Source organism: Aliarcobacter butzleri (genome assembly GCF_900187115.1).
Taxonomy (GTDB): Bacteria; Campylobacterota; Campylobacteria; order Campylobacterales; family Arcobacteraceae; genus Aliarcobacter; species Aliarcobacter butzleri.
The window spans coordinates 306,860-328,422 of record NZ_LT906455.1; the positions used below are offsets into that span (position 1 = coordinate 306,860).

A 21,563-nucleotide genomic window follows, 5' to 3' on the forward strand; every position below is an offset into this window, starting at 1 on the left:
GTGTTTAATTTTTTTTTAATTACCTGTATATAATTGTCTTGGTCTTGCAATTTTATGTTTTGGATCTTGTTTTAATTCAGACCATTGTGCTAACCATCCTGGAGTTCTACCAATAACAAAGATTGGTGTAAACATTTCAACAGGAATTTTTAATGCAGTTAAGATTACACCTGAATAGAAGTCAATATTTGGATATAAACCTCTTTCTTTGAAGTAATCATCACTTAAAGCTGCTTTTTCAACTGCTGCTGCGATATCAAGAAGTTTTGAATCAAGATTTAATTTTTCTCTTAATTTATCTTGTAATCCTTTTAAAGTTTCAGCTCTTGGATCTCTATTTTTATAAACTCTATGTCCAAATCCCATTAATCTAAATGGATCATTTTTATCTTTTGCTTTTGCAATATAAGTTGGAACATTTTTAACATCACCAATTAATTTTAATTGATCCATAACTTTTTCATTTGCCCCACCATGTGCACTTCCCCATAAAGCTGAGATACCAGATGCAATTGCTACATAAGGGTGAGCTTCAGTAGAACCAACATTTCTAACTGTTGTTGTAGAAGCATTTTGTTCATGGTCAGCATGTAAAGTTAAAATTGCATCAAGTGCATCAACTTCGATTTGAGTAATTTCTTGATTTTTCCCATCACCTAAATATTTCATTCTTCCTCCTGGATATGCTCTTAACATATATAAGAAGTTTTCTGTGAAATATCTATTTACATCTGGATAAATAAGCGGAGTACCAATAGAATTTCTATATGCCATAGCTGCAATTACAGGCATTTTTGCTAAAATTCTTCTTCTCATCATTTTGAAAGCATCTTCATCTTCTAAATGTAAGTGATCTTTATAAAATGCAGATAATGCCATAGTTGCTGCTCCCATAGTTGCCATTGGGTGAGCACCATCTGGTAGCGCATCAAATAATCTAATAATACCTTCATTTAAAAAAGATCTATGTCTTATTTCTAAATCAAAGTTTTTTGAAGCTTCTGGTGTTGGAAGTTTCCCTCTCATTAAAAGGTAAGCAACATCTAAAAATGAGTGTTTTCCAGCAAGTTCAGTAATATCATAACCTCTATATCTTAACTCAGAATTTTCTCCATCAATAAATGTGATTTTAGATTCACAAGAAGCAGTTGAAGTGTAACCTGGGTCATAAGTGAACATTCCAGAATCTTTATAAAATGTAGATATATCTACAACGCTAGGTCCTCTTGTACCATCAACTATATTATATTCATAAGTTTTACCATTTCTATTATCTGTAAAAGTCATTGTATTCTTTGGCATTTTTTCTCCTCTTTTTTAATTAAATTAATTTTTTAGATATGCTTTAAATTCTTCAGGGAATTTTTTTACGATACTTGCAATAATATCTTTTACTGCTGGTGCAAAAACGCAAACTGTTTTTCCATTTAGAGTATCACAAACATCCATTATAGTTTTCAGATCTTTATCTGAAGCTTCACCAGCTATAACTTTTTTTAGAATTTTATCAATCCAACCAGTTCCTTCTCTACATGGAGTACATTGACCACAAGATTCATGGTGATAGAATTCAATAATATTTTTTGCAACTTCTACCATTGAAGTATCTTCATCTATTACTATCATTCCACCTGTACCTAAAGTTGAACCAATCTCCCACATTGATTCATAGTCCAATACAGCTTTTTCAACTTCTGAAGCTGTTAAAATTGGACATGATGAACCTCCTGGGATAATTGCTTTTAGTTTTTTGCCTTCAAGCATTCCTCCGCCAAGAACATTTAGAAAATCAATCATTTTGTTCCCGTATGCCATTTCATAAACACCTGGATTTTTAACAGGCCCTGAAATTGCAAAAAGCATTGTTCCTGGAGATTTTTCTGTACCGTATTTTGTATAACCTTCCGCTCCATTTTCTACAATATTTGGAACTGAAGAGATAGTTTCTACGTTATTTACAGTTGCAGGATTATCAAAGAACCATTCACACTCTTTTCCATGTGGTTTAAGTCTTGGATGACCTCTTTTACCTTCTAAAGATTCAATAAGTGCTGATTTTTCACCACAAATATAAGCTCCACCACCTCTATGAACTGTAATATCAACTTTAAAATCATATTTATCCATGATTTTATCACCAATAATTTTTGCTTCATAAGCTTCTTTTATAGCTTCATTTAATCTATCTATAAAAAATTTATATTCACCTCTTATGTAAATATAAGCGTGATTTGCTTGTATTGCCCAACAAGTACAAATAATTCCTTCTATTAAAATATGAGGATCATATTGGAAAATTTGTCTATCTTTAAAAGTACCTGGTTCACTCTCATCCCCATTTACTATTAAATATCTTGGTCTTTCATCAACTGGTGGCATAAGTTCCCATTTTGGTCCACAAGCAGCTCCACCACCACCTTTTCCTCTAAGTCCTGATTTTGTAACTTCAGCAGTTACTTCTTCAGGTTTCATAGTAAATAATTTATCTATAGAAGAATATCTTCCATTTGCTAGAGCAACTTCTAATTTATGAGAATTTGGGATATCAAAATTTTTACTTACGATTTTAGTTAGCATTTTTGCACTCCCAAATTATTTTTTCTAATTTTTCTTTTGTTAATTTTCCATGATAAACATTGTTTAATGCAATCATTGGTGCATCACCACAAGCACCTTGACATTCAACTTCTGTAAATGTAAATAAACCATCAGCACTTGTTTGTCCAGATTCTAAACCTAATACATCTTTTATATATTGTTTAAGTTCTTTTGCTCCACAAACCATACAAGAAACTGTTTTACATAATTCGATGTGATATTTTCCTATTGGTTTTAAGTTAAACATTGTATAAAAAGTTGCAACTTCATATACTTGAATAGGAGTTTTTCCTAATCTATCAGCTACATAAACCATAGCTTCTGGACTAACCCAACCTTCTTGTTCTTGAACTAACCAAAGTGCAGGCAACATACAAGAATCTATTTTAGGATATCTTGATACGTATTCTTGGAATTTTATTTCATTTTCGCTTGTATATTTAAAACTATTCATTATCTATCAAACTCCCCTGCAATAAAGTTCATACTAGCCATCGTAACAACAGCATCTGCAAGCATTGTTCCCTCAACAATTTTTGAATAAGCTGCTAAAGAGTAAAAACATGGTGGTCTACATTTTACTTTATATGGTCTACCACTTCCATCACTTACAATGAAAAATCCTAATTCTCCATTTGCCGCTTCACTAAAGCTGTAATATTCACCTTTTGGAACTTGGATCCCTTCAAAAGTTAATTTAAATTGATTCATTAAACCTTCAATGTTTCCATAAACATCTTTTTTAGAAGGAAGAATAACACCTGGTGCATAAACATTGATTGCCCCATCTGGAAGATTTTTCATAGCTTGTCTAATAATTTTTGTAGATTGTCTCATCTCTTCAAATCTACACATCATTCTGTCATAAACATCACCATGACTTCCTATAACTACATCAAAATCAAAATTTTCATAACCATAGTATGGTTTGTCTTTTCTTAAATCGCAAGCAACACCAGCTGCTCTTAAATTTGGTCCAGAAATACCATTTCTTAAAGCAAAATCAGCTTTTATAACTCCAACATCTTGTGTTCTATCATGATAGATTCTATTGTGAGCAATTAAAGATAAAGCATCTTCAACACCTTTTTCAACTGCCTTTAAAACTTCTTCTAAGTCTTTATCAAATCCATCATATAAATCAAACTCTAAACCACCAATTCTTGTATAAGTATTAGTTAATCTAGCTCCTGTTAATTTTGATAATAAATCGTAAGCCATATCTCTTGGTGAGAAAAGGTACCAGAAGTTTGTAAGTCCACCTAAGTCAACCATATTTGCAGCATTACAAACAAGGTGATCTAAAATTCTACTTAATTCACCAATTATAACTCTTATCATTTTTGCACGAGGAGTTATTTCAATTCCTAACATCTCTTCGACAGCTTTTGAATAACCAATATTATTTAAAATAGCACTACAGTAGTTCAATCTATCTGTGTAAGGGATGATTTGTGAATAAGTGTGATGTTCACAAGCTTTTTCAAAACCTCTATGCAAGTAACCAATTTCTGTTACACAAGCTGTGATTGTTTCACCTTCCATTGCAACAAAGTTTCTAATTGTTCCGTGGCTTGCTGGGTGTGATGGTCCAACATTAAGAAGCATTAAATCATCAATTTCTTCTTTTTTATAACCTTTAGATTTTAATTTTGGAACCATTTCATCCATTAAATCTTCAGTTTCTGTACAAATTTGACCTTTTGTGATTTTGTAATCTTTTCTTAAAGGGTGACCAATAAATTGGTGATGATTTAAAACTCTTTTTAAGTTTGGGTGACCAACAAATTTTATTCCATATTGATCAAAAGTTTCTCTTTCTGCCCAATCTGCTGACTCATATAAATCATAAAGTGAATCGATTTCTAAAGTATTATCATCTACATAAGATTTTATTGTAATTTCTTTTGTAAAAGTTGAATCTCTTAAGATATAAATAACTGCAAATCTTGAAGGAGTAACGTCAGGAAATTTTAAATAATCAACAGCAGTAACATCTAATAATATAGTGTAGTTATCTTCATTTTTCAGTTTTGAAATAGTTGATTTTAACTCTTTTGAATCAATTAACATATCACAATTAAGCATCTAAAAATCCTTTATACTCTTTTACTCTATCTTTTATAATTGATTCTGTTTTTGCTTTTTCTTGTATTCTCATAATAGCATCAAGAACAGCTTCAGGACGAGGAGGACAACCTGCTACATACTCATCAACAGGAATAATTTCATCAATTCCTTGAACTGTTGTATAGTTATCATAAAAACCACCAGAACAGGCACATGCTCCCATAGAGATAACCCACTTTGGTTCACACATCTGTTCATAAATTTTTTTCAAAATAGGTGCTTGTTTATATGAAATTGTTCCAGCAACAATCAATAAATCAGCTTGTCTTGGAGAAAATCTTACAACTTCTGCTCCAAATCTTGAAACGTCATATTTTGCACCAGCAACTGCCATGAACTCAATACCACAACAGGCTGTTCCAAATGCCATTGGCCATAAAGAATAAGATCTTCCCCAGTTTACAGCATGATCAAGTCTAGTTGTAACAATAGAATCACCTAATTTTGACTCAACTCCTAATCCCATGATAAAGCCTTTTTCTTATAAATATAAATTAATCCTGCAAATAGTAATCCCATGAAAACAAACATTTTAAACAATCCTGCATATCCTAATTCTACAACATTTATTGCCCATGGAAACATAAAAATAATCTCTACGTCAAATAGTAAAAATGAAATTGCAACTAAATAAAATTTTATTGAAAATCTGATATTAGTAGTTCCTATTGGAGTTGTAATACCACTTTCATAAACACTGTTTTTCATTTCAGAGTTTTCATTTCTTGGACCAATAAATTTTGTTAAAACAAATACGCTAGCAAGAACTAGTGCTATTGCAATGAAAATTGTGGAAGCTAATATTAATTCCGTTGACATTTTTCTTTTTCCTATCTAAAATTTAGTCGTAAAGTGATTGTACACTTTTTTTTTAAAGTTAACAAAGTTTTTACCCCAAATTCTAAGCAATTATAAATAATAGTGAGAAAAAAGGTAATACTTTATAAAAATCTATTTTGAAAAATTTTTTACAAATTGATTTAAAGCTATATTTAAAGCCTTTTTACTCAAAGCTGTATTCAATCTAAAAAACTTATTTCCGTTGCTACCAAAAGAAACACCATCATTTAAAGCAATTTTAGATTTTGTTAGCAAGATATTTTTTATTTCAAGATGAGAAAGTCCTGTTTTTGAAAAATCCAACCATAATAAATATGTTGCTTCTGGGATAAAAAAATCAATATTTAAACTATTTTTTTCAAAAAAATCTTTTGTAAAAATTATATTATTCATAAGATAAGCTTTTAGTTCTTTTACAAAAGCTGAACCGTTTTCATAAGCTGCTCTTGTTGAAACATAACCAAAAAAGTTTATTGAATTTATCTCTCTTTTGATTGCAACTTTTTTAAATTTTTCTAAGATTTCTGTATTTTTACATACTGCATAAGCACAATTAAGTCCAGCTATATTAAAAGTTTTTCCAGCACTATTAAGTGTTATTGTTTGATTTGCTATCTCTTTTGAAATTGAAGCAAGAGGAGTAAATTTTTTAAAAGTAATATCACTGTGAATTTCATCTGAAACTATTGTGATATTATGTTTGATACAAATATTTGCTAATTTTTCAAGTTCCTCTTTACTCCAAACACGACCAACTGGATTGTGAGGAGAACAAAGTGCTAGAATTTTTGTTTTAGAAGTTATCTTTTTTTCTAAATCTTCTAAATCCATAGTGTAATAACCATTTTCATCTTTTTTTAGTTCATTTATAACTAATTTTCTTTCATTTGCTTTAACACATTTGAAAAGTGGTGGATAAATTGGAGTTTGAACAATAACTTCATCACCAACTTCACTGAATGCTTCAATACAAGCACTATAAGCTGGAACTACCCCATTTATCATAAAAATATCTTTTTGTTCAATTTCCCAATCGTGTTCATTTTTTTGCCAATTTATAATTGAAGCATAAAGTTCAGGCGTATCGACACTATAACCATATAAAGAGTTAGAAGCTGCTTTTACAATGGCATCATTTATAAATGAGGGAGTTTTAAAATCCATATCTGCAACCCAAAGAGGATTTAAATCCTCATAACCAAAATATTTTTTTAAACCATCATATTTTGCACAATTCGTATTTTTTCTATTTGTTTCTTCATCAAAATTGTAAATCATATTAAAAAGCCTTATTTATTATTAATCCATAAAATGATATAAGATTTCAACTTAATTAACTAATGAAAATATTTCGAGGGAAAAATGAAAAAAGCAATAGAACTATTGAAAAAAAATGATTTACTAAGAGTTATTGATGATGAGTTAGATATATATTTGGAAATTCCTCATGTTGCATATATCGAAGTAAAAAAGGAAGATTCAAAAGCTTTATTATTTACAAATGTTGTTGATAAAAAGAGTAATAAAAAGTTTGATATCCCTGTTTTAATGAATGTATTTTGTAATGAAAAAGCTGTAAAACTTTTCATTGGAGATGGAGATAAAATAGGTGCTGAAATAGAAAGTTTACTTAAAATGAAACCACCTTCAACATTTAGTGAGAAGTTATCTACTTTTGGAAAGTTATTTGCTTTAAAAAATGTAGTTCCAAAAAGATTAAAAGGAAAAGGTGAGTGTCAAGAAGTTATAAAACTTGGGACGGATGCTAAACTTTCTGATTTACCAATACTTACAACTTGGGAACAAGATGGAGGACCATTTATAACAATGGGGCAAGTTTATACAACTTCTTTAAATGGCGAATTAAAAAATCTTGGAATGTATAGACTTCAAGTTTATGATGACCAAACTTTAGGAATGCATTGGCAAATTCATAAAGATTCAAATCACTTTTTTCATGAGTACAAAAAAGCTGGTAAAAAAATGCCAGTATCTATTGGAATAGGTGGAGATCCTATGTATATTTGGTGTGGACAAGCTCCCCTTCCAATAGGAATTTTTGAACTTATGCTTTATGGTTTTGTAAAAAATAAAAATGCCCAACTTGTAAAATCAATTACAAATGATATTTATGTTCCAAAAGATAATGATTTTATTATTGAAGGTTTTGTTGACCCATCAAAAATGAGAATTGAAGGACCTTTTGGAGATCATACTGGATATTATACTCTTGAAGAAGAGTATCCTTTTATGGAAGTTTCGGCAATCACAAGTAAGAAAAATCCTACATATTTAGCAACTGTTGTTGGAAAACCACCTTTGGAAGATAAATATATGGGATTTGCAACAGAAAGAATTTTCTTGCCGTTACTTAAAACAACTGCACCTGATTTGATTGATTATTATATGCCAGAAAATGGAGTATTTCACAATCTAATTATTGCAAAAATAAAAACACTTTATCCTGGACATGCAAGTCAAATGATGCATGCATTTTGGGGAGTAGGGCAGATGAGTTTTGTTAAACATGCGATTTTTGTAAATGATGATGCACCTGAACTAACTAACCATGAAGAGATAATAAAATATATTTTAAATAGAATAAATATTGAAGATATGTTAATCTCAAAAGGTGTTGTTGATGCACTTGACCACTCATCTCCAAAATTTGCAATTGGTGGAAAACTAGGACTTGATTGTACAGGTGATGAAGTTAAAGAACTTGGAATTACACTTTTAGAAGATGATGAATTGCTTCAAAAAATGCAAAATATTTCAAATGAAGTAAAAGATTTAAAACAATATTTCAAAGATACAAAAAATCCAATTTGCGTTATAAGTATAGATAAAACTAAAAATCAAAAATATCTTTTTGAAGAGTTAAAACCTCTTTTTTCACATATAAAAATTTTAATCATTGTTGATAGTGCAAAAAATGATGTAAATAATCCTTATATGCTTGTTTGGAGAGTTGCTAATAATATTGATTCAAATAGAGATATTTTTATAGATGGACATACTATTGGAGTTGATGCAACAGATAAAAATAGTTTTGATAATTTCAATAGAAGATGGCCTGATGATGTTGATTGTACTAAAAGTGTTCTTGACTCTTTAAGAGAAAGAAAAATTATTGATGTAAGTGATGAGTTTATAAATAAATTTTATTTATAACTATGATAAAGGTTTAATAGCCTAAATTATAGGTCTATTAAATCTCATAAAATATAAAGAAGGTAGCGCTAATCCAAATGTGATAGCTCCTAAAATTGCTACAGCTTTTAATCCATTATATAAAAAAACTTGAATTAATTCTGGCGTTACACCATGAGTATTCATATCAACTAGGCTAATCATCGCACTAAAGGCAAAAGTTCCTGGAATTATTGGAATAATTGAAGCAACTGTATAAACAGGCCTTGGGATAAGATATTTTCTTGACCAATAAAGTGCAATAATTCCTACGATAGTTGAAGCTAAAAAAGTAGATAATTCTATTCCTAAATTTAGATTTAACAAAACTGTTCTAACATCATAAGCAATTGCTCCACCAATGGCACAATATTTTAAAGTCTCTTTTGGAACATTAAAAACTATTGCAAATCCAACTGCAGCAAAACTTGCAAACAAACCTTCTACGATTAATTTTAAAACAAAATCCATATTACCAACCTTTTATATTTAAAACAGCCATTGCTAAAATAATTCCAAGAGATGTAGCAATAGTTAATAAAAAACCTTCCATCCATCGTCCCCAACCCATCATCAAATAACCTTTTAGTGAGTCTAAAAATGAGTTTACAAAGGCAAATCCAGGAGCAAGTAATAAAACACTTGAAGCTAAAGCAATATGTGGAGTTTGGCTAATGCCATCTAACTGGGAAATACTTGCAATTAAAGTTGCTACAAACGCAGTAACTCCAAAGGTAATAATCATAACGAATCTTTTTTTTGATAACTCTTGTCTTACAAACATAGCTGTTCCAGCTGCCAAACAAGTGATAAAAAAAGCACCCCAATCAGAACCTTGTAAATGTGCAAATGAACCACAAGCTAAAGCAACTACAAAAATAACCAACCATCTATTGTAATAGTTTGGTTCTAAATTTTTTAAAATAGTGTAAAGATAGTTTATATCGTGTTCATTTTTTTCCATATTAAGTACGATTTTTTGTATTTGGCATACTATTGACATATTTATTGGTTTATGATGAACTCTTCTTGTTGTTGTAACGGATTGTCCATTATTTAAAGTTGTTAAAACAATAGCTGAAGGAATCATTGAAATTTCAACAGAATCAACTCCTAAAGCACGACCTAGTCTTTGAGCTGTTTGTTCTATTAAAATACTTTCAGCACCATATTCACTCATTAAAACAGCAGATTTTATAATACCTCTTGTGATTATAGTTTGTTCTTGATAAGATAGTTTTTCCATAAATTTTTCTTAATATAGAGATTTTTTGGAATTATACAAAGATTTGATATAATAAAACTTATGAAAAAACTAACAACATACTATACAAATAAAAATATACTTTTTAAAGAGATTAAACAAATTTTTCCAAAAGAGATAGATTCAAGAAAAAAAATTGATATTTATAGTGCAACTACAATAGATTCTAAATTTTATGCAATATTTATAGTTGACTCAAAAAGTAGGTTTATACGAAAAAATGCACAAGATTTAATGGAACTTTGTGAAAAACTTGCAAGTTATCTTGGACACAACTTTAAGAAAAAAGAGTTACTTGTAAGTAGTCCATTATGTTCAAAAGCAAAAGAGTATTTAAAACAAAATGATTGGAGTGTTAGAGTTGATTTTATGTGATATAGGAAATACAACTTTTCACTTTTTGATAAATGGAAAACATAAAAAATATTTTTTAGATGAAAAAGTTCCAAAGTTTGATGAGGAAATATATTTTGTATCTGTAAATGAAAAAGCTTCTAAAAAATTACTTAAAAAAAATCCAAAAGCAAAAGATATAAAAGAGATTTTAAATTTTGAAACAAAATATCAAGGTTTAGGAATTGATAGAAAAATTGCTTGTAGTTTTCAAAAAGATGTAATAGTTGTTGATGCAGGAAGTGCAATAACAGTTGATATTATGGAAAATGATGAACACAAAGGAGGATTTATACTTCTTGGAGTTCAAAGTTTTATAAATGCTTATCCTAAAATATCAAAAAAATTAAAATTTGATTTTGAAAAAAATATAAATTTAGATAAAATACCGCTTCGTACGTTTGATGCTATACAATATGCTATGCTAAAATCTATCATTTTACCTATAAAAGAAGTAAGTTTAAATAAGAAGATAATATTTACAGGTGGAGATGGAGAGTTTTTAAGTAAATATTTTGAAAATAGTATTTATAAAAAAGATTTAATATTTGAAAATATGAAAAGGATAATTGATGCTAACAATTGCATTGCCTAAAGGAAGAATTGCAGATGAGACACTTGATAGATTTGAAAAAGCTTTTGGTGAAAAGTTTGTTTTTGAAGATAGAAAATTAATATTAAAGAAAAGTGGATTTACTTTTTTAAATGTAAGAAATCAAGATGTTCCAACTTATGTGATGCATGGTGCTGCTGATTTAGGTGTTGTTGGGCTTGATGTTTTAGAAGAAAAAGAGTATGACTTAATCAAACTTTTGGATTTAAAATTGGGTCGTTGTAAAGTTGCTTTTGGACTTAGAGCTGGTGAAAAACTAAATTTTGATAAAAGTAAAATTACAATTGCTACAAAACATGAAAAAATAGCTAAAAAATATTTTGAAGAAAAAGCAATGGCTGTTGAGATTATAAAACTTTATGGTTCTATCGAACTTGCACCTTTGGTTGGACTTTGTGATTGTATTGTTGATATTGTTGAAACAGGTGAAACTATGAAACAAAACGGGCTTGAAGTAGGACCAACTATTATGGAAAGTAGCGCTCACTTAATATCAAACAAAAACTCTTTTTATGCAAAAAAAGATTTGATTTTAGATTTAAAAGAAAAAATAGAAGTGTTTTTATAATGGGTTTAGATTTATACGCAAAAGTTGAACCTTATTTAGACTTTGAAGAGGAAGTTTATACTTTACACAAAGAGTTTTTACGATTTGTGATGGTAAATGACCTTGATAATATTATTGATATTGGTTGTGGTCAAGGATATTTTTTAGAAAATCTAAAAGTAAATAAAAAAAAGTATTTTGGAATTGATTTAAGTGTTGAGCAAATCAAAGTTTGTCAAGAAAAAAACTTAAATGCCCAAGCAATTGATTTAAAAGATGTAAAAGAAAAATTCGATTGTGCAACAGCTATATTTGATGTATTAAATTATATTCCAAAAAATGAGTTAAAAATATTTTTAGAACAAACTTATGAGATTTTAAATCAAAATGCTTATTTTATTTTTGATGTTAATTCATATTTTGGTTTTGATGAGGTTGCACAAGGAACAATAACAATAGATGCTGAAGATAAATTTATAGCAATTGATGCAAATTTTGAAAATAATAAACTTCAAACTGATATCACACTTTTTGAAAAACAAGAAAATGGATTGTTTTCAAAAGAACAAGACTCTATAATTCAAGAATATCATTCTAAAGAGTTTTTAACAAAAATTCTTGAAGAAATAGGATTTAAACTAATAGAAATAAAAGAGTTTAATCTGCATACTGATGAGATTGCAGATAAATTAATTTTTATTTGTAAAAAATAAATACTACTTTTAGTGTATAAAACTGACACATTTTACAAAAAAGATAAGTTAAAAATAATTTTAATTATTTATTAATACTTAAATATCTATAATGAATTTTATTTAGAATTGGGAGAGATAAATGAATAAAAATTCATTAAAATTAAAACTGTTGATAATAACAATGGTACCTTTTATTTTGGGTATCTTTATCCTTTCGGGGATTAATTTTGAAAAAACACAACATACTTTAAATAGTACTTTATCAAAATTTGAAAATACGATAACAAGGGAAAAAGAATCTTTAATAAGACATCAATTTGAAGTTGTTCAAACACTTATTCAAACTGTAATAAATAGTGAAAAAGATACGCAAGTAGCCAAAGCAAAAGTTATTGAGCTTTTAAGTGGAATACGATATTTAGATGATAAAAGTGGATACTTTTTTGCTTACGAAAAAAGAGACGATGATTATTATTTTGGGTTTCATCCTGCAAATCCTGCTTTAAACAATACAAAAACAGATATAAAAGCACCTGATGTAAAAGGTTATGCTTTTAGAGAAGATTTAATAAAATATGCAAAAGAGCAAAAATATATAACATATTATTACCAAAATCCAGCAACAAAAGAAGTTGTTTTAAAAATGGCATCATCTATCTATATTCCGCAATTTAATTGGGTTTTAGTTACTGGTATTTATGCTGATGATATTGAAAGAGAGATAAAACAGTTAACTGTTGAAATAAATAAAGATATAAACACACTATTTTGGATAGCAATAATAGTTACAATTTTACTTAGTATAGTTTTAGTATTTATAATAATTCCATCTATAAACAAAATTATTATAAAACCACTAAATATATTTCAAGATACACTTGAAACTTTTTTCAAATACTTAAATGGTGAAAGTAAAGAAGTTCATAGAATAAAAAATTATTCAAAAGATGAAATTGGACAAATGTCGAAAACTTTGGATAAAAATATTGAAATAGCAAGAAAAGAAATTGATGATAATAATATTTTTATTGAAAATACAATAACTATTTTAAGTAAGTTCCAAAATGGCGATTTATCTCAAAGATTAAATGTTGAAGTAGATGTTCCAAATTTAGTAAAATTAAAATCTGTTATGAACAAAATGGCAGAAGAGTTAGAACAAAATATAGTAAATGTTTTAAAAGTAATTGATGAATATAGTGAATATAATTATGTAAATAAAGTTGATACAGCAAAATTTTCAAACCATATTTTAAAACTTGCCAATGGAGTAAATAATCTTGGTGATTCGATAACAAAAATGTTAGTTGAGAATAAAACAAATGGAACAACTTTAGCTCATAGTTCAAATATACTTTTAGAAAATGTAGATAAATTAAATAAAAGTTCTACAAGTACAGCAGCAAATCTTGAAGAAACAGCAGCTTCACTAGAAGAGATGACTTCAAATTTAAGAAGTAGTACTGAAAATGTACAAAAGATGTCAAGTATTGCTTCAAGTGTAACAAATAGAGCAAAAAATGGTGAAGAATTGGCTAATCAAACTGTTGAATCAATGCAAGAGATAAATTCACAAATTACTTCAATAAATGAAGCAATAACAGTAATTGACCAAATTGCATTCCAAACAAATATTCTTTCACTTAATGCTGCTGTTGAAGCAGCAACTGCAGGAGAAGCTGGAAAAGGCTTTGCTGTTGTTGCAGCAGAAGTTCGGAATTTAGCAACTAGAAGTGCAGAAGCAGCAAGAGAGATAAAAGAGATAGTTGAGTCAGCAACTTCAAAAGCAAATGATGGAAAAGTAATAGCAACACAAATGATAAATGGTTATACAGAATTAAATAAAGATATAATGGAAACAATAGAGTTGATTAAAAATTTTGAGAACTCAAGTAAAGAACAGCTTTTAGGAATTGAACAAATAAATAATGCTGTTTCAATTTTGGATCAAAAAACACAAGAAAATGCGCAAGTTACATCGCATACAAGAGATATTGCTTTGTCAACTGATAATATAGCTAAATTGATTATTAAAGATGTGGATGAAAAAAATTTTATTGATAAATAAAAAATTACTTATATTTTTTCTAACAATTATTACTTTTGTAGTAATTCATTCTATGGATTTAGATGATAAATTACTATATAAGTTTTTTCATTGGGAAGAAGAATTTAGTATTTTAAAACAAAACCATAAGAAAGAGTTAGTTGTTATAAATGAGATTGAAAAAAATCTATCTGGTATAACATATAATGAAAATACCGATACTTTATTTGCTATAACAAATTCACCAAGAGATATTTATGAATTGGATAAAAATGGTAATGTTTTACGAAAAATATCTTTAAAAGGTTTTAAAGATACCGAAGATATAACATATATAAAAGATAATAAATTTGCTATTTTAGATGAAGAACTAAATGGATTATTTATAGTAGATATAAATGATGATACAAAATTTATATCTATTGAAGATAGTATAAAAAAGTTTATTTTTGATATAAAAAAATTTGAGAATTTTGGACTTGAAGGAATAAGTTATGACAAAACTGAAGATAAATTTTATATGGTAAATGAACGAAATCCTAAAAAAATAGTGTCAGTAAAAGGTATTATAGGAAATAATCAACTAGAAGTTAATATTAAAGATGAACTTTTAGAAAATAACTTTTATTTGGCTGATTTATCAGCAATTCATTTTGATGATATAGATAGACGATTGTATGTATTAAGTGATGAATCTGCACTTCTTGGTCGAATTGATGATAAAAAAGATTTTAAAAAATATTTAGATTTGATGGATAATGAAATTTCTTCAAAAATGAAAAACTCAGAAGGTATCACAAGAGATAAAGAAGGAAACATTTATATTGTTAGTGAACCAAATTTATTTTTTAGTATAAAAAAAGAATAGGATTTAAAGCTTACTTGCTTTAAATCAATGTTTGAATTATTTTTTTTAAGTAAACTTTGAAATAAAAATATTTCAATACAAAGGTTTTACTAAAGATGATTTATCCACAATTTTTTAATAAAATTCCAACAATAAAACTACAAGATGATTTAGCCTCTTTTTTAGGTGCTTTTGAAGATGGATTAATAGAATTTTCATATTTGGATGTTGTAAAAAGTGCAGGGCATAGTTGTCCTACAGTTTTAGGAGCTTATCTTATGACACTTAAAGGTTTAGAAGCTTTATATAAAAATGAAATTCCAAAACGTGGTGAAATAATAGTTGAGTTTAAAGAAGCACAAAATGTAGGAGTTGTTGGTGTAATTGGAAATGTAATTATGAATATAACAGGAGCAACAACTACAAATGGTTTTAAGGGACTTGCTGGAAAATATGATAGAAATCATTTGATGAAATTTGAACAAGATATAAATAGTGCAAATGTAAGATTTACAAGAGTTGATACTTTAAAAAGTGTAGATGTTTTTTATGATACTTCGAGTGTAAAACCTCATGAAGATATGAATTTTTTAATGCAAAAATCTCTTCAAGGAAATGCTACAAATGAAGAAAAAAAAGAGTTTGCTAAACTTTGGCAAAAAAGAGTTGAAGATATATCAAATAATATAAATGAAGTTATAAAAATAGATATAAAAGAATAATCTTTTATATCTATTTGTTAGATTAAACCAACTGTATCTCTAATAATTTCCATTTTTGCACTTGCAATTTTTTTAGCTTTACTTGCTCCAAAAGCTAAAATTTCTCTTACCTCTTTTTTGTTGTTTAAATAGTATTCTCTTTTTTCTTCGTAAGGTGCAAAATATTGATTTATTTTTTCTAATAATGTCATTTTAAAATGACCATATCCTTCACCTGGAGTTGCATATCTTTTTTGTAAATCTTTTAATTCATCTTCATTCATAAATAGTTTACATAAAGTATAGATATTACAAGTTTCCCACTCTTTTGGTTCATCAAGCTCTTTTGAATCAGTTACGATTCCCATAACTTGTTTTTTTCTTTGTTTTGGTGATGTAAACATATCAATTGTGTTGTTGTATGATTTAGACATTTTAGCTCCATCAGTTCCTGGAACTGTTGCAACGATTTCATCAACTTTTGCTTCTGGTAAAATAAAAATTTCTTTACCATAAGCGTGATTAAATGAAGTTGCAATATCTCTTGTCATTTCAACGTGTTGAATTTGGTCTTTCCCAACTGGCACGATATTTGAATCAAATAATAAAATATCTGCTGCCATTAAAACAGGATATGAAAATAATCCATGCCCAGCAACAATACCACGTGCCGTTTTATCTTTATACGAGTGTGCTCGCTCTAGTAATCCCATTGAAGTATGATTTGATAGTATCCAATATAACTCAAGAACCTCTTTTACATCATGTTGAACCCAAAATGTTGATTTTTCTGGGTCCATTCCAAGCGCTAAAAAGTTAATTGCTGCTTCATAAGTATTATTTTCTAAAGCTTCTTTATCTTTTACTGATGTTAAAGCATGATAAGATGCTAAAAATGCAAAAAGTTCACCTTCATTTTGTGACTCTATCATCTTTTTTATCATACCAAAGTAGTTTCCTATATGAATAGTTCCTGATGGTTGAATACCTGATAAAATTCTCAAATCATAATCCTTTTTTTATTTGGATTATATCGAAAGTTACTAAAATTTATAAGTCATACTTAATGTTGCAGTTCGTGGATTACCAACTGTAAGCCAAGATCTATCATAGCTACTTGCGATATACTCTTTATCAAATAAATTATCAATATTTAAACTAAAATTTAACTCTTTATTTACTTTATAGTAAGAAACAATTTTTGCTGTTGTATAATCTGGTAAATAAAAATCATTATTTACATTTCCTGCTTTTCTACCAACATAAGTTACACCAGTTCCTATACCATAAGAGCTATTTAGAGACAATGTATCTTCCCACATTAAAAGAACACTCGAAGTGTGTTTTGGAATATTTAAAAGTTCTTTTCCTTCATAAGTAGAATCTTCTACAACTTTCGCATCTGTATATGTATAGTTGAAATTTGCTTTGATATTGTCTGTGATTTTTCCATTAAAATCAAATTCTATACCTTTACTTTTAACTTTTCCTGCTGCAATAGAAAATAAGTCATCATTTGGGTCTTTTGTTAACACGTTCTTTTTCTCAATTTGGTATAAAGATAAAGTTCCACCAGTTTTTTTATCTTCTGATTCAAATTTTAAACCAGTTTCTATTGATACACTTCTTTCAGATTCAAATGTTTTTCCATCTATGTCTGTTCCTGTATTTGGTCTAAATGATGTTCCAGATGTTGTATAAACAGACCACATATCATCTATTAGGTATGTAATTCCAACTCTTGGAGAAACTGCATAATCATTTTGTTTTACAGAACTACTATCAAGATGATTTACATTATCCATTCTAACTTCATCATATCTAAGTCCCGTAAGAAATCTAAAATCTTTATAAGCTATTTCATCTTGAACAAATAAAGCTACGCCTTTTTGCTCTTCATATTTGTCTGTGCTTAAACTTCCTAATCCAGTTTTTAAAACTGTATAAGTAGGATTCGAACGAATATTATCAACTCTTACTGTATCTTTGTTAGTGTAAAGTATTGAATCTTGTTCAAAACGATATGTTTCTACTCCAAATAAAAGAGTATTTGTAGCATCTTTTATATCAGTAACATTTTGTAAATCAACTTGAAATTGAATATCATCTGAGCTATAATCTCTATATCTAGTACGAAGATTTATGCTATCTGTTGTTATTTTTGTTGCTGGAGTAACTTCAGAACCAAAACCTTTTAAGCTATTATTTTTATATGCAACTCCCATTCTACTGCTCCAACTATCAGAAAAATAGTGTTCTAGTTTTAGTTGATGAGTTTGATTTTTAAGTGTTACATCACCATCATCTGGATTACCAAGAAAATTTTTAGGATTCATTACATTTTTTCCATCTATTAAAGCAATTCCTCTATCAAATGGAGCTTTTTGTTCAATAAATTCTCCCATATAAGATACAAAAGTATCGTCATTGATAGAATAAAGTAAAGATGGAGCAACAACATATCTTTGACTTTCAATGTGGTCTCTAAAACTTCCTTTTTTTTCTGTAGCTACATTTAATCTATAAGCTAAATTATCATTTATAGGAGCTGTAGAATCTAAAGCCATTCTATAAAAATCATAACTTCCTACATCAGTTTTAATTGAATGTTCACTTGTAAACTTTGGTTGTTTTGTTACTATATTTATAGTTCCTCCTGGCTCACTATTTCCATATAAAGAACCTGATGGTCCTTTTAAAAACTCTATACTTTCAATATTTGCTGTATCTCTTGGAGCATTAAATCCACGATTATCTGCAAAACCATTTTTTAGTAAACTCATTCCAGTATTTTCGTTTCCTGCAAATCCTCTAATAGAAAAATTATCCCACATACCAGCAAAATTATTTTGTCTTGACACACCACTTGTATAATCTAAAACATCTTCTATTTTAACTGCGTTAAGTTCTTTGATAATTTCATTTGAAACAACTTGTACTGATTGAGGAGTTTCTCTAATAGGAGTATCAGTTTTTGTGGCTGACTGTGATTTTGTTTTGTAGTAGTTATCATTTTGTGTTGAATAATTGCTATTTTCAGTTGAGACTTTTATTTCATCTAAAAGTGTTGTCTCTTGAGCAAAAGTTTGTGATAACAAACTCATCGATAAGCAAATTGAATAAGTAATTGTTTTTTTTATAGGTTTCATTTTATCTGTTTTCCTTAAGTATAAAAGCAACAAAGTTGCAAAATAAAAGTAGAATATTACTTACTGCAACTTAGTCGCAACTTAAAAAAAATTTGTTAAGTTTAGCTCATATAAGATTTTTTTATAAATATTTTAACCATTTTATATCTCTTCTTTTTTGTTTTAAATTTGCATACCATTTAGTAGGAAAATATAAAATAAATGCGAAAAGAATCGATAATAAAGGCATTTGCCATGTTTGCGAAAGCCCAAAATATTGACCTTGATTTAAACCATAAATTGCAACTGCACTAAGATATAAAAATTTTAAAAAATACAAATGAAGAAGATAAAAAAACATAGGAGCTGCACCAAAATTTTTTAACCATGAAATTGATTTTAAGTTTTGATATTTCTCAAAAAGCATAAGTAAAAAAGTACAAATTCCTAAAGTAAGCAAAATAAAAAGTAATGATGGAGGATATTTTGAAACATTTATAAAACTCAAAATAGTATTTGAAATAGAATCATAATTTATATATGGTGTATCTCCATAAACATTTATAAATCTAATCACAATAAAACTAGATAATAAAATAAGAGTAGTTTTTATAAGATAGTTTTTTCTTGTTTGGAAATTTACATTTTTATTAAACCACTCTCCTGCTATAAATCCAAGAGATATTACACCAATCCAAGGTAAAATAGGATATGAAGTTCTAAGTTTAAAATCTTGTGAAAACTCTATCCAAGTTCTTTCATGTAAAACTGCCCAAGGTATATAAAAAATAGAATCTTTTTCAAAATGTACAGAATCTAATAAATTGTGTCCAAAAACGATGATAATAGCAACAATAAAAAGAATCTTTTTTGGAAGATAAATCAATACTGAAAGAAAAATCATACTAAATCCAATAGCCCAGATTACTTGTAAATATAGTTTTTCCATTGGGAACTCAAATGTCCAAGCGAAATTTACCAAAGTTAATTCTAAAAAGATTAAAAATAATCCTCTTGTAAATAAAAACCAAGAAGTTTCTTTTTTACTTTGAACTTTTTGCATATATAAATATGCAGAAAGTCCAGTTAAAAATATAAAAGTAGGGGCACAAATATGTGCTAAAAATCTACAAATAATTAAAATAGTATCTGTTGATGCAATATCAATAGGAACAATCATTTGATAATGAAGAAAAAAAGTTTCTCTTACATGATCAAGTATCATAATAACCATTACAAAACCTCTTAGAATATCTATCGAAAAGAGTCTTTGATTTAGTTGTTGTGTTGTTGAAGTAGTATTCATATTTTTGACCTTTAAACGCGACTAAATTGCAAAATTGAATGAAATATTACTAAATACAACTTAGTTAAAAGTTAATACAGCTACTAAATATACTTTTTATAGATAACAAAAGTGACTAAAACTAAACAAAATAGTTCAAAAATAAACATTTTGTCAAAACCAAAATTTGAAACAATTATTCCTGCGATTACAGCAGAAATTATTCTAGTAAATGAAAAAATACTTGATTGAACTGAATAATCAATAGCACGTGATTCTTTTCTTGAATAATCCATAATCATAGAAAAAATTATAGCTGATGATAAAGCAATAGCTAAAGCTATAAACGTAACACTTATGATTAGATAATAAAATGTTAGATTATACTGTTCAATAAAAATCAAAAGGCTTGTACTAAAAATATTAAAAAACATAAAAATAATAAGTAGACTCTTTTTTGAAAACTTCTTCCCAATATAGTTACTTAAAGCTCCTCCTAAAATAGCTATGAAACTTCCATAAATTCCAACCCAAATAGCTACATCATCTGGTTTTACACCTTTGTGAATCAAATATGGTTTCATAAATACCCAAAGAGCACTTATTGAGACAAAATAGAAACTTAAAATAAAAATCCAAATACCAACATCTTTTTGTTTGAAAAAAGTGATTATATTTTTTGAAGAGATTTTTTCTACATATATTATTTCATCATTTTCTTCTATAAAATACAAAGCAAATAATGAAAATAGAACCAAAAGAGCCATTAAAATAAAAGTTAAGTTCCAACCAAGATGATTAAAAACAAGTAAAAAGATTCCTCCACCCAATAATGATGCCATACTATAAGCACTTATTTTATAACTTCCTGCACTTAAACTTTGCTCTTTTGTGAAAGTTTTTATAGCCAAAGCATTAAGTGGAATATCCATAAAAGTTGAAATAAATGCAGTTATCAAAATAGCTATAAAAACAGGATAAATACTATTTTCTAAAGATAAAAAACTAATTATAGTTAGAAGTAAAATATATAATATTCCTATATAAAATGTCCATTTTTTATAGTGTTTTTTTTCAAATACTATTTTATCTATTGGTGGAGACATTAAAAACTTAAATATCATTGGTAAACCTGCTAATTGAAAAATTCCAATTAATGATGCATCAAAACCTTTTATTTGTAAAATCATAGGAAGTCCCATGACAAAAAAAATCATAGGAGTTAAAATTGCTGTAAATAAAATTGAAAACAGAATATTTTTTTTAGTTAGTTGATTCATAAT

General features: G+C 27.9%; 21 protein-coding genes. 8 read left to right on the plus strand and 13 right to left on the minus strand.

Going from position 1 to position 21,563, the window contains the following annotated elements; all coding sequences use genetic code 11:
- Positions 1–15: 15 nt before the first annotated feature.
- The 7 genes from CKV87_RS01550 to CKV87_RS01580 form a co-directional block, all read right to left on the minus strand.
- Positions 16–1,302 carry a citrate synthase gene (locus tag CKV87_RS01550; RefSeq protein ID WP_004510368.1) on the minus strand — a complete coding sequence of 429 codons (1,287 nt, stop codon included), beginning with the start codon at positions 1,300–1,302 and terminating at the stop codon, positions 16–18.
- A 24-nt stretch (positions 1,303–1,326) separates the two neighbouring features.
- Positions 1,327–2,577 (minus strand): NADH-quinone oxidoreductase subunit NuoF, encoded by a 1,251-nt coding sequence (nuoF, locus tag CKV87_RS01555; RefSeq protein WP_012012151.1) that lies wholly within the window; start codon positions 2,575–2,577, stop codon positions 1,327–1,329.
- On the minus strand, positions 2,567–3,052 hold the full coding sequence (locus CKV87_RS01560; RefSeq protein ID WP_004510370.1) for a complex I 24 kDa subunit family protein: 486 nt from the start codon (positions 3,050–3,052) through the stop codon (positions 2,567–2,569). The genes nuoF and CKV87_RS01560 overlap by 11 nt, the downstream gene beginning before the upstream one ends.
- On the minus strand, positions 3,052–4,686 hold the full coding sequence (locus tag CKV87_RS01565; RefSeq protein WP_012012152.1) for an NADH-quinone oxidoreductase subunit D: 1,635 nt from the start codon (positions 4,684–4,686) through the stop codon (positions 3,052–3,054). Before CKV87_RS01565 ends, CKV87_RS01560 begins: the two co-directional genes overlap by 1 nt.
- Positions 4,679–5,194, minus strand: a complete 516-nt coding sequence (locus CKV87_RS01570; protein ID WP_004510372.1) for an NADH-quinone oxidoreductase subunit B — start codon at positions 5,192–5,194, stop codon at positions 4,679–4,681. The genes CKV87_RS01565 and CKV87_RS01570 overlap by 8 nt, the downstream gene beginning before the upstream one ends.
- Positions 5,185–5,547 carry an NADH-quinone oxidoreductase subunit A gene (locus CKV87_RS01575; RefSeq protein WP_004510373.1) on the minus strand — a complete coding sequence of 121 codons (363 nt, stop codon included), beginning with the start codon at positions 5,545–5,547 and terminating at the stop codon, positions 5,185–5,187. Before CKV87_RS01575 ends, CKV87_RS01570 begins: the two co-directional genes overlap by 10 nt.
- A gap of 132 nt (positions 5,548–5,679) precedes the next feature.
- On the minus strand, positions 5,680–6,846 hold the full coding sequence (locus tag CKV87_RS01580) for a MalY/PatB family protein (protein ID WP_012012153.1): 1,167 nt from the start codon (positions 6,844–6,846) through the stop codon (positions 5,680–5,682).
- Positions 6,847–6,930: 84 nt separating this feature from the next.
- On the opposite strand from CKV87_RS01580, the gene CKV87_RS01585 reads away from it, so the two are divergent.
- Positions 6,931–8,742 carry a menaquinone biosynthesis decarboxylase gene (locus CKV87_RS01585; RefSeq protein ID WP_012012154.1) on the plus strand — a complete coding sequence of 604 codons (1,812 nt, stop codon included), beginning with the start codon at positions 6,931–6,933 and terminating at the stop codon, positions 8,740–8,742.
- Between the two features lie 21 nt (positions 8,743–8,763).
- On the opposite strand, the gene CKV87_RS01590 is transcribed toward CKV87_RS01585, so the two are convergent.
- On the minus strand, positions 8,764–9,231 hold the full coding sequence (locus tag CKV87_RS01590) for a threonine/serine exporter family protein (RefSeq protein ID WP_004510376.1): 468 nt from the start codon (positions 9,229–9,231) through the stop codon (positions 8,764–8,766).
- Position 9,232: 1 nt separating this feature from the next.
- Complete coding sequence (locus CKV87_RS01595) at positions 9,233–10,006, minus strand: threonine/serine exporter family protein (protein ID WP_012012155.1); 774 nt, start codon at positions 10,004–10,006, stop codon at positions 9,233–9,235.
- Positions 10,007–10,066: 60 nt separating this feature from the next.
- On the opposite strand from CKV87_RS01595, the gene CKV87_RS01600 reads away from it, so the two are divergent.
- The 7 genes from CKV87_RS01600 (at position 10,067) to CKV87_RS01630 (ending at position 15,888) form a co-directional block, all read left to right on the plus strand.
- The gene (locus CKV87_RS01600) at positions 10,067–10,399 is read left to right on the plus strand and encodes a hypothetical protein (RefSeq protein ID WP_012012156.1); all 333 of its coding nucleotides are present in this window, start codon (positions 10,067–10,069) and stop codon (positions 10,397–10,399) included.
- Positions 10,368–11,012 carry a type III pantothenate kinase gene (locus CKV87_RS01605; protein ID WP_012012157.1) on the plus strand — a complete coding sequence of 215 codons (645 nt, stop codon included), beginning with the start codon at positions 10,368–10,370 and terminating at the stop codon, positions 11,010–11,012. Before CKV87_RS01600 ends, CKV87_RS01605 begins: the two co-directional genes overlap by 32 nt.
- Positions 10,990–11,598, plus strand: a complete 609-nt coding sequence (gene hisG / locus CKV87_RS01610) for an ATP phosphoribosyltransferase (RefSeq protein ID WP_004510380.1) — start codon at positions 10,990–10,992, stop codon at positions 11,596–11,598. Before CKV87_RS01605 ends, hisG begins: the two co-directional genes overlap by 23 nt.
- Positions 11,598–12,290 carry a class I SAM-dependent DNA methyltransferase gene (locus CKV87_RS01615; RefSeq protein ID WP_012012158.1) on the plus strand — a complete coding sequence of 231 codons (693 nt, stop codon included), beginning with the start codon at positions 11,598–11,600 and terminating at the stop codon, positions 12,288–12,290. The genes hisG and CKV87_RS01615 overlap by 1 nt, the downstream gene beginning before the upstream one ends.
- A gap of 121 nt (positions 12,291–12,411) precedes the next feature.
- Positions 12,412–14,340, plus strand: coding sequence for a methyl-accepting chemotaxis protein (locus CKV87_RS01620; protein WP_012012159.1), 1,929 nt, complete (start codon positions 12,412–12,414; stop codon positions 14,338–14,340).
- The gene (locus CKV87_RS01625; protein ID WP_012012160.1) at positions 14,315–15,187 is read left to right on the plus strand and encodes an SdiA-regulated domain-containing protein; all 873 of its coding nucleotides are present in this window, start codon (positions 14,315–14,317) and stop codon (positions 15,185–15,187) included. The genes CKV87_RS01620 and CKV87_RS01625 overlap by 26 nt, the downstream gene beginning before the upstream one ends.
- A 95-nt stretch (positions 15,188–15,282) precedes the next feature.
- Complete coding sequence (locus CKV87_RS01630; protein ID WP_012012161.1) at positions 15,283–15,888, plus strand: FmdE family protein; 606 nt, start codon at positions 15,283–15,285, stop codon at positions 15,886–15,888.
- A gap of 17 nt (positions 15,889–15,905) precedes the next feature.
- On the opposite strand, the gene trpS is transcribed toward CKV87_RS01630, so the two are convergent.
- The 4 genes from trpS to CKV87_RS01650 form a co-directional block, all read right to left on the minus strand.
- On the minus strand, positions 15,906–16,871 hold the full coding sequence (gene trpS / locus CKV87_RS01635; RefSeq protein ID WP_012012162.1) for a tryptophan--tRNA ligase: 966 nt from the start codon (positions 16,869–16,871) through the stop codon (positions 15,906–15,908).
- 39 nt (positions 16,872–16,910) lie between these two features.
- The gene (locus CKV87_RS01640) at positions 16,911–19,016 is read right to left on the minus strand and encodes a TonB-dependent siderophore receptor (protein WP_012012163.1); all 2,106 of its coding nucleotides are present in this window, start codon (positions 19,014–19,016) and stop codon (positions 16,911–16,913) included.
- 121 nt (positions 19,017–19,137) lie between these two features.
- Positions 19,138–20,301, minus strand: coding sequence for a DUF1624 domain-containing protein (locus CKV87_RS01645; protein ID WP_012012164.1), 1,164 nt, complete (start codon positions 20,299–20,301; stop codon positions 19,138–19,140).
- Positions 20,302–20,384: 83 nt separating this feature from the next.
- A complete protein-coding gene (locus CKV87_RS01650) occupies positions 20,385–21,560 on the minus strand; it encodes an MFS transporter (protein WP_012012165.1) in 1,176 nt (391 codons plus the stop codon).
- Positions 21,561–21,563: the final 3 nt, after the last annotated feature.

Bases quoted from the DNA above. Each gene is read 5' to 3' on its own strand.
- CKV87_RS01620 (WP_012012159.1), top strand. From the start codon at position 12,412: ATGAATAAAAATTCATTAAAATTAAAACTGTTGATAATAACAATGGTA.
- CKV87_RS01605 (WP_012012157.1), top strand. From the start codon at position 10,368: ATGATTGGAGTGTTAGAGTTGATTTTATGTGATATAGGAAATACAACT.
- CKV87_RS01650 (WP_012012165.1), bottom strand. From the start codon at position 21,560: ATGAATCAACTAACTAAAAAAAATATTCTGTTTTCAATTTTATTTACA.
- CKV87_RS01580 (WP_012012153.1), bottom strand. From the start codon at position 6,846: ATGATTTACAATTTTGATGAAGAAACAAATAGAAAAAATACGAATTGT.
- hisG (WP_004510380.1), top strand. From the start codon at position 10,990: ATGCTAACAATTGCATTGCCTAAAGGAAGAATTGCAGATGAGACACTT.
- CKV87_RS01550 (WP_004510368.1), bottom strand. From the start codon at position 1,302: ATGCCAAAGAATACAATGACTTTTACAGATAATAGAAATGGTAAAACT.
- CKV87_RS01590 (WP_004510376.1), bottom strand. From the start codon at position 9,231: ATGGATTTTGTTTTAAAATTAATCGTAGAAGGTTTGTTTGCAAGTTTT.
- CKV87_RS01600 (WP_012012156.1), top strand. From the start codon at position 10,067: ATGAAAAAACTAACAACATACTATACAAATAAAAATATACTTTTTAAA.
- CKV87_RS01630 (WP_012012161.1), top strand. From the start codon at position 15,283: ATGATTTATCCACAATTTTTTAATAAAATTCCAACAATAAAACTACAA.
- CKV87_RS01575 (WP_004510373.1), bottom strand. From the start codon at position 5,547: ATGTCAACGGAATTAATATTAGCTTCCACAATTTTCATTGCAATAGCA.
- CKV87_RS01625 (WP_012012160.1), top strand. From the start codon at position 14,315: ATGAAAAAAATTTTATTGATAAATAAAAAATTACTTATATTTTTTCTA.
- CKV87_RS01560 (WP_004510370.1), bottom strand. From the start codon at position 3,052: ATGAATAGTTTTAAATATACAAGCGAAAATGAAATAAAATTCCAAGAA.
- CKV87_RS01570 (WP_004510372.1), bottom strand. From the start codon at position 5,194: ATGGGATTAGGAGTTGAGTCAAAATTAGGTGATTCTATTGTTACAACT.
- CKV87_RS01585 (WP_012012154.1), top strand. From the start codon at position 6,931: ATGAAAAAAGCAATAGAACTATTGAAAAAAAATGATTTACTAAGAGTT.
- CKV87_RS01645 (WP_012012164.1), bottom strand. From the start codon at position 20,301: ATGAATACTACTTCAACAACACAACAACTAAATCAAAGACTCTTTTCG.
- CKV87_RS01640 (WP_012012163.1), bottom strand. From the start codon at position 19,016: ATGAAACCTATAAAAAAAACAATTACTTATTCAATTTGCTTATCGATG.
- nuoF (WP_012012151.1), bottom strand. From the start codon at position 2,577: ATGCTAACTAAAATCGTAAGTAAAAATTTTGATATCCCAAATTCTCAT.
- CKV87_RS01595 (WP_012012155.1), bottom strand. From the start codon at position 10,006: ATGGAAAAACTATCTTATCAAGAACAAACTATAATCACAAGAGGTATT.
- CKV87_RS01565 (WP_012012152.1), bottom strand. From the start codon at position 4,686: ATGCTTAATTGTGATATGTTAATTGATTCAAAAGAGTTAAAATCAACT.
- CKV87_RS01615 (WP_012012158.1), top strand. From the start codon at position 11,598: ATGGGTTTAGATTTATACGCAAAAGTTGAACCTTATTTAGACTTTGAA.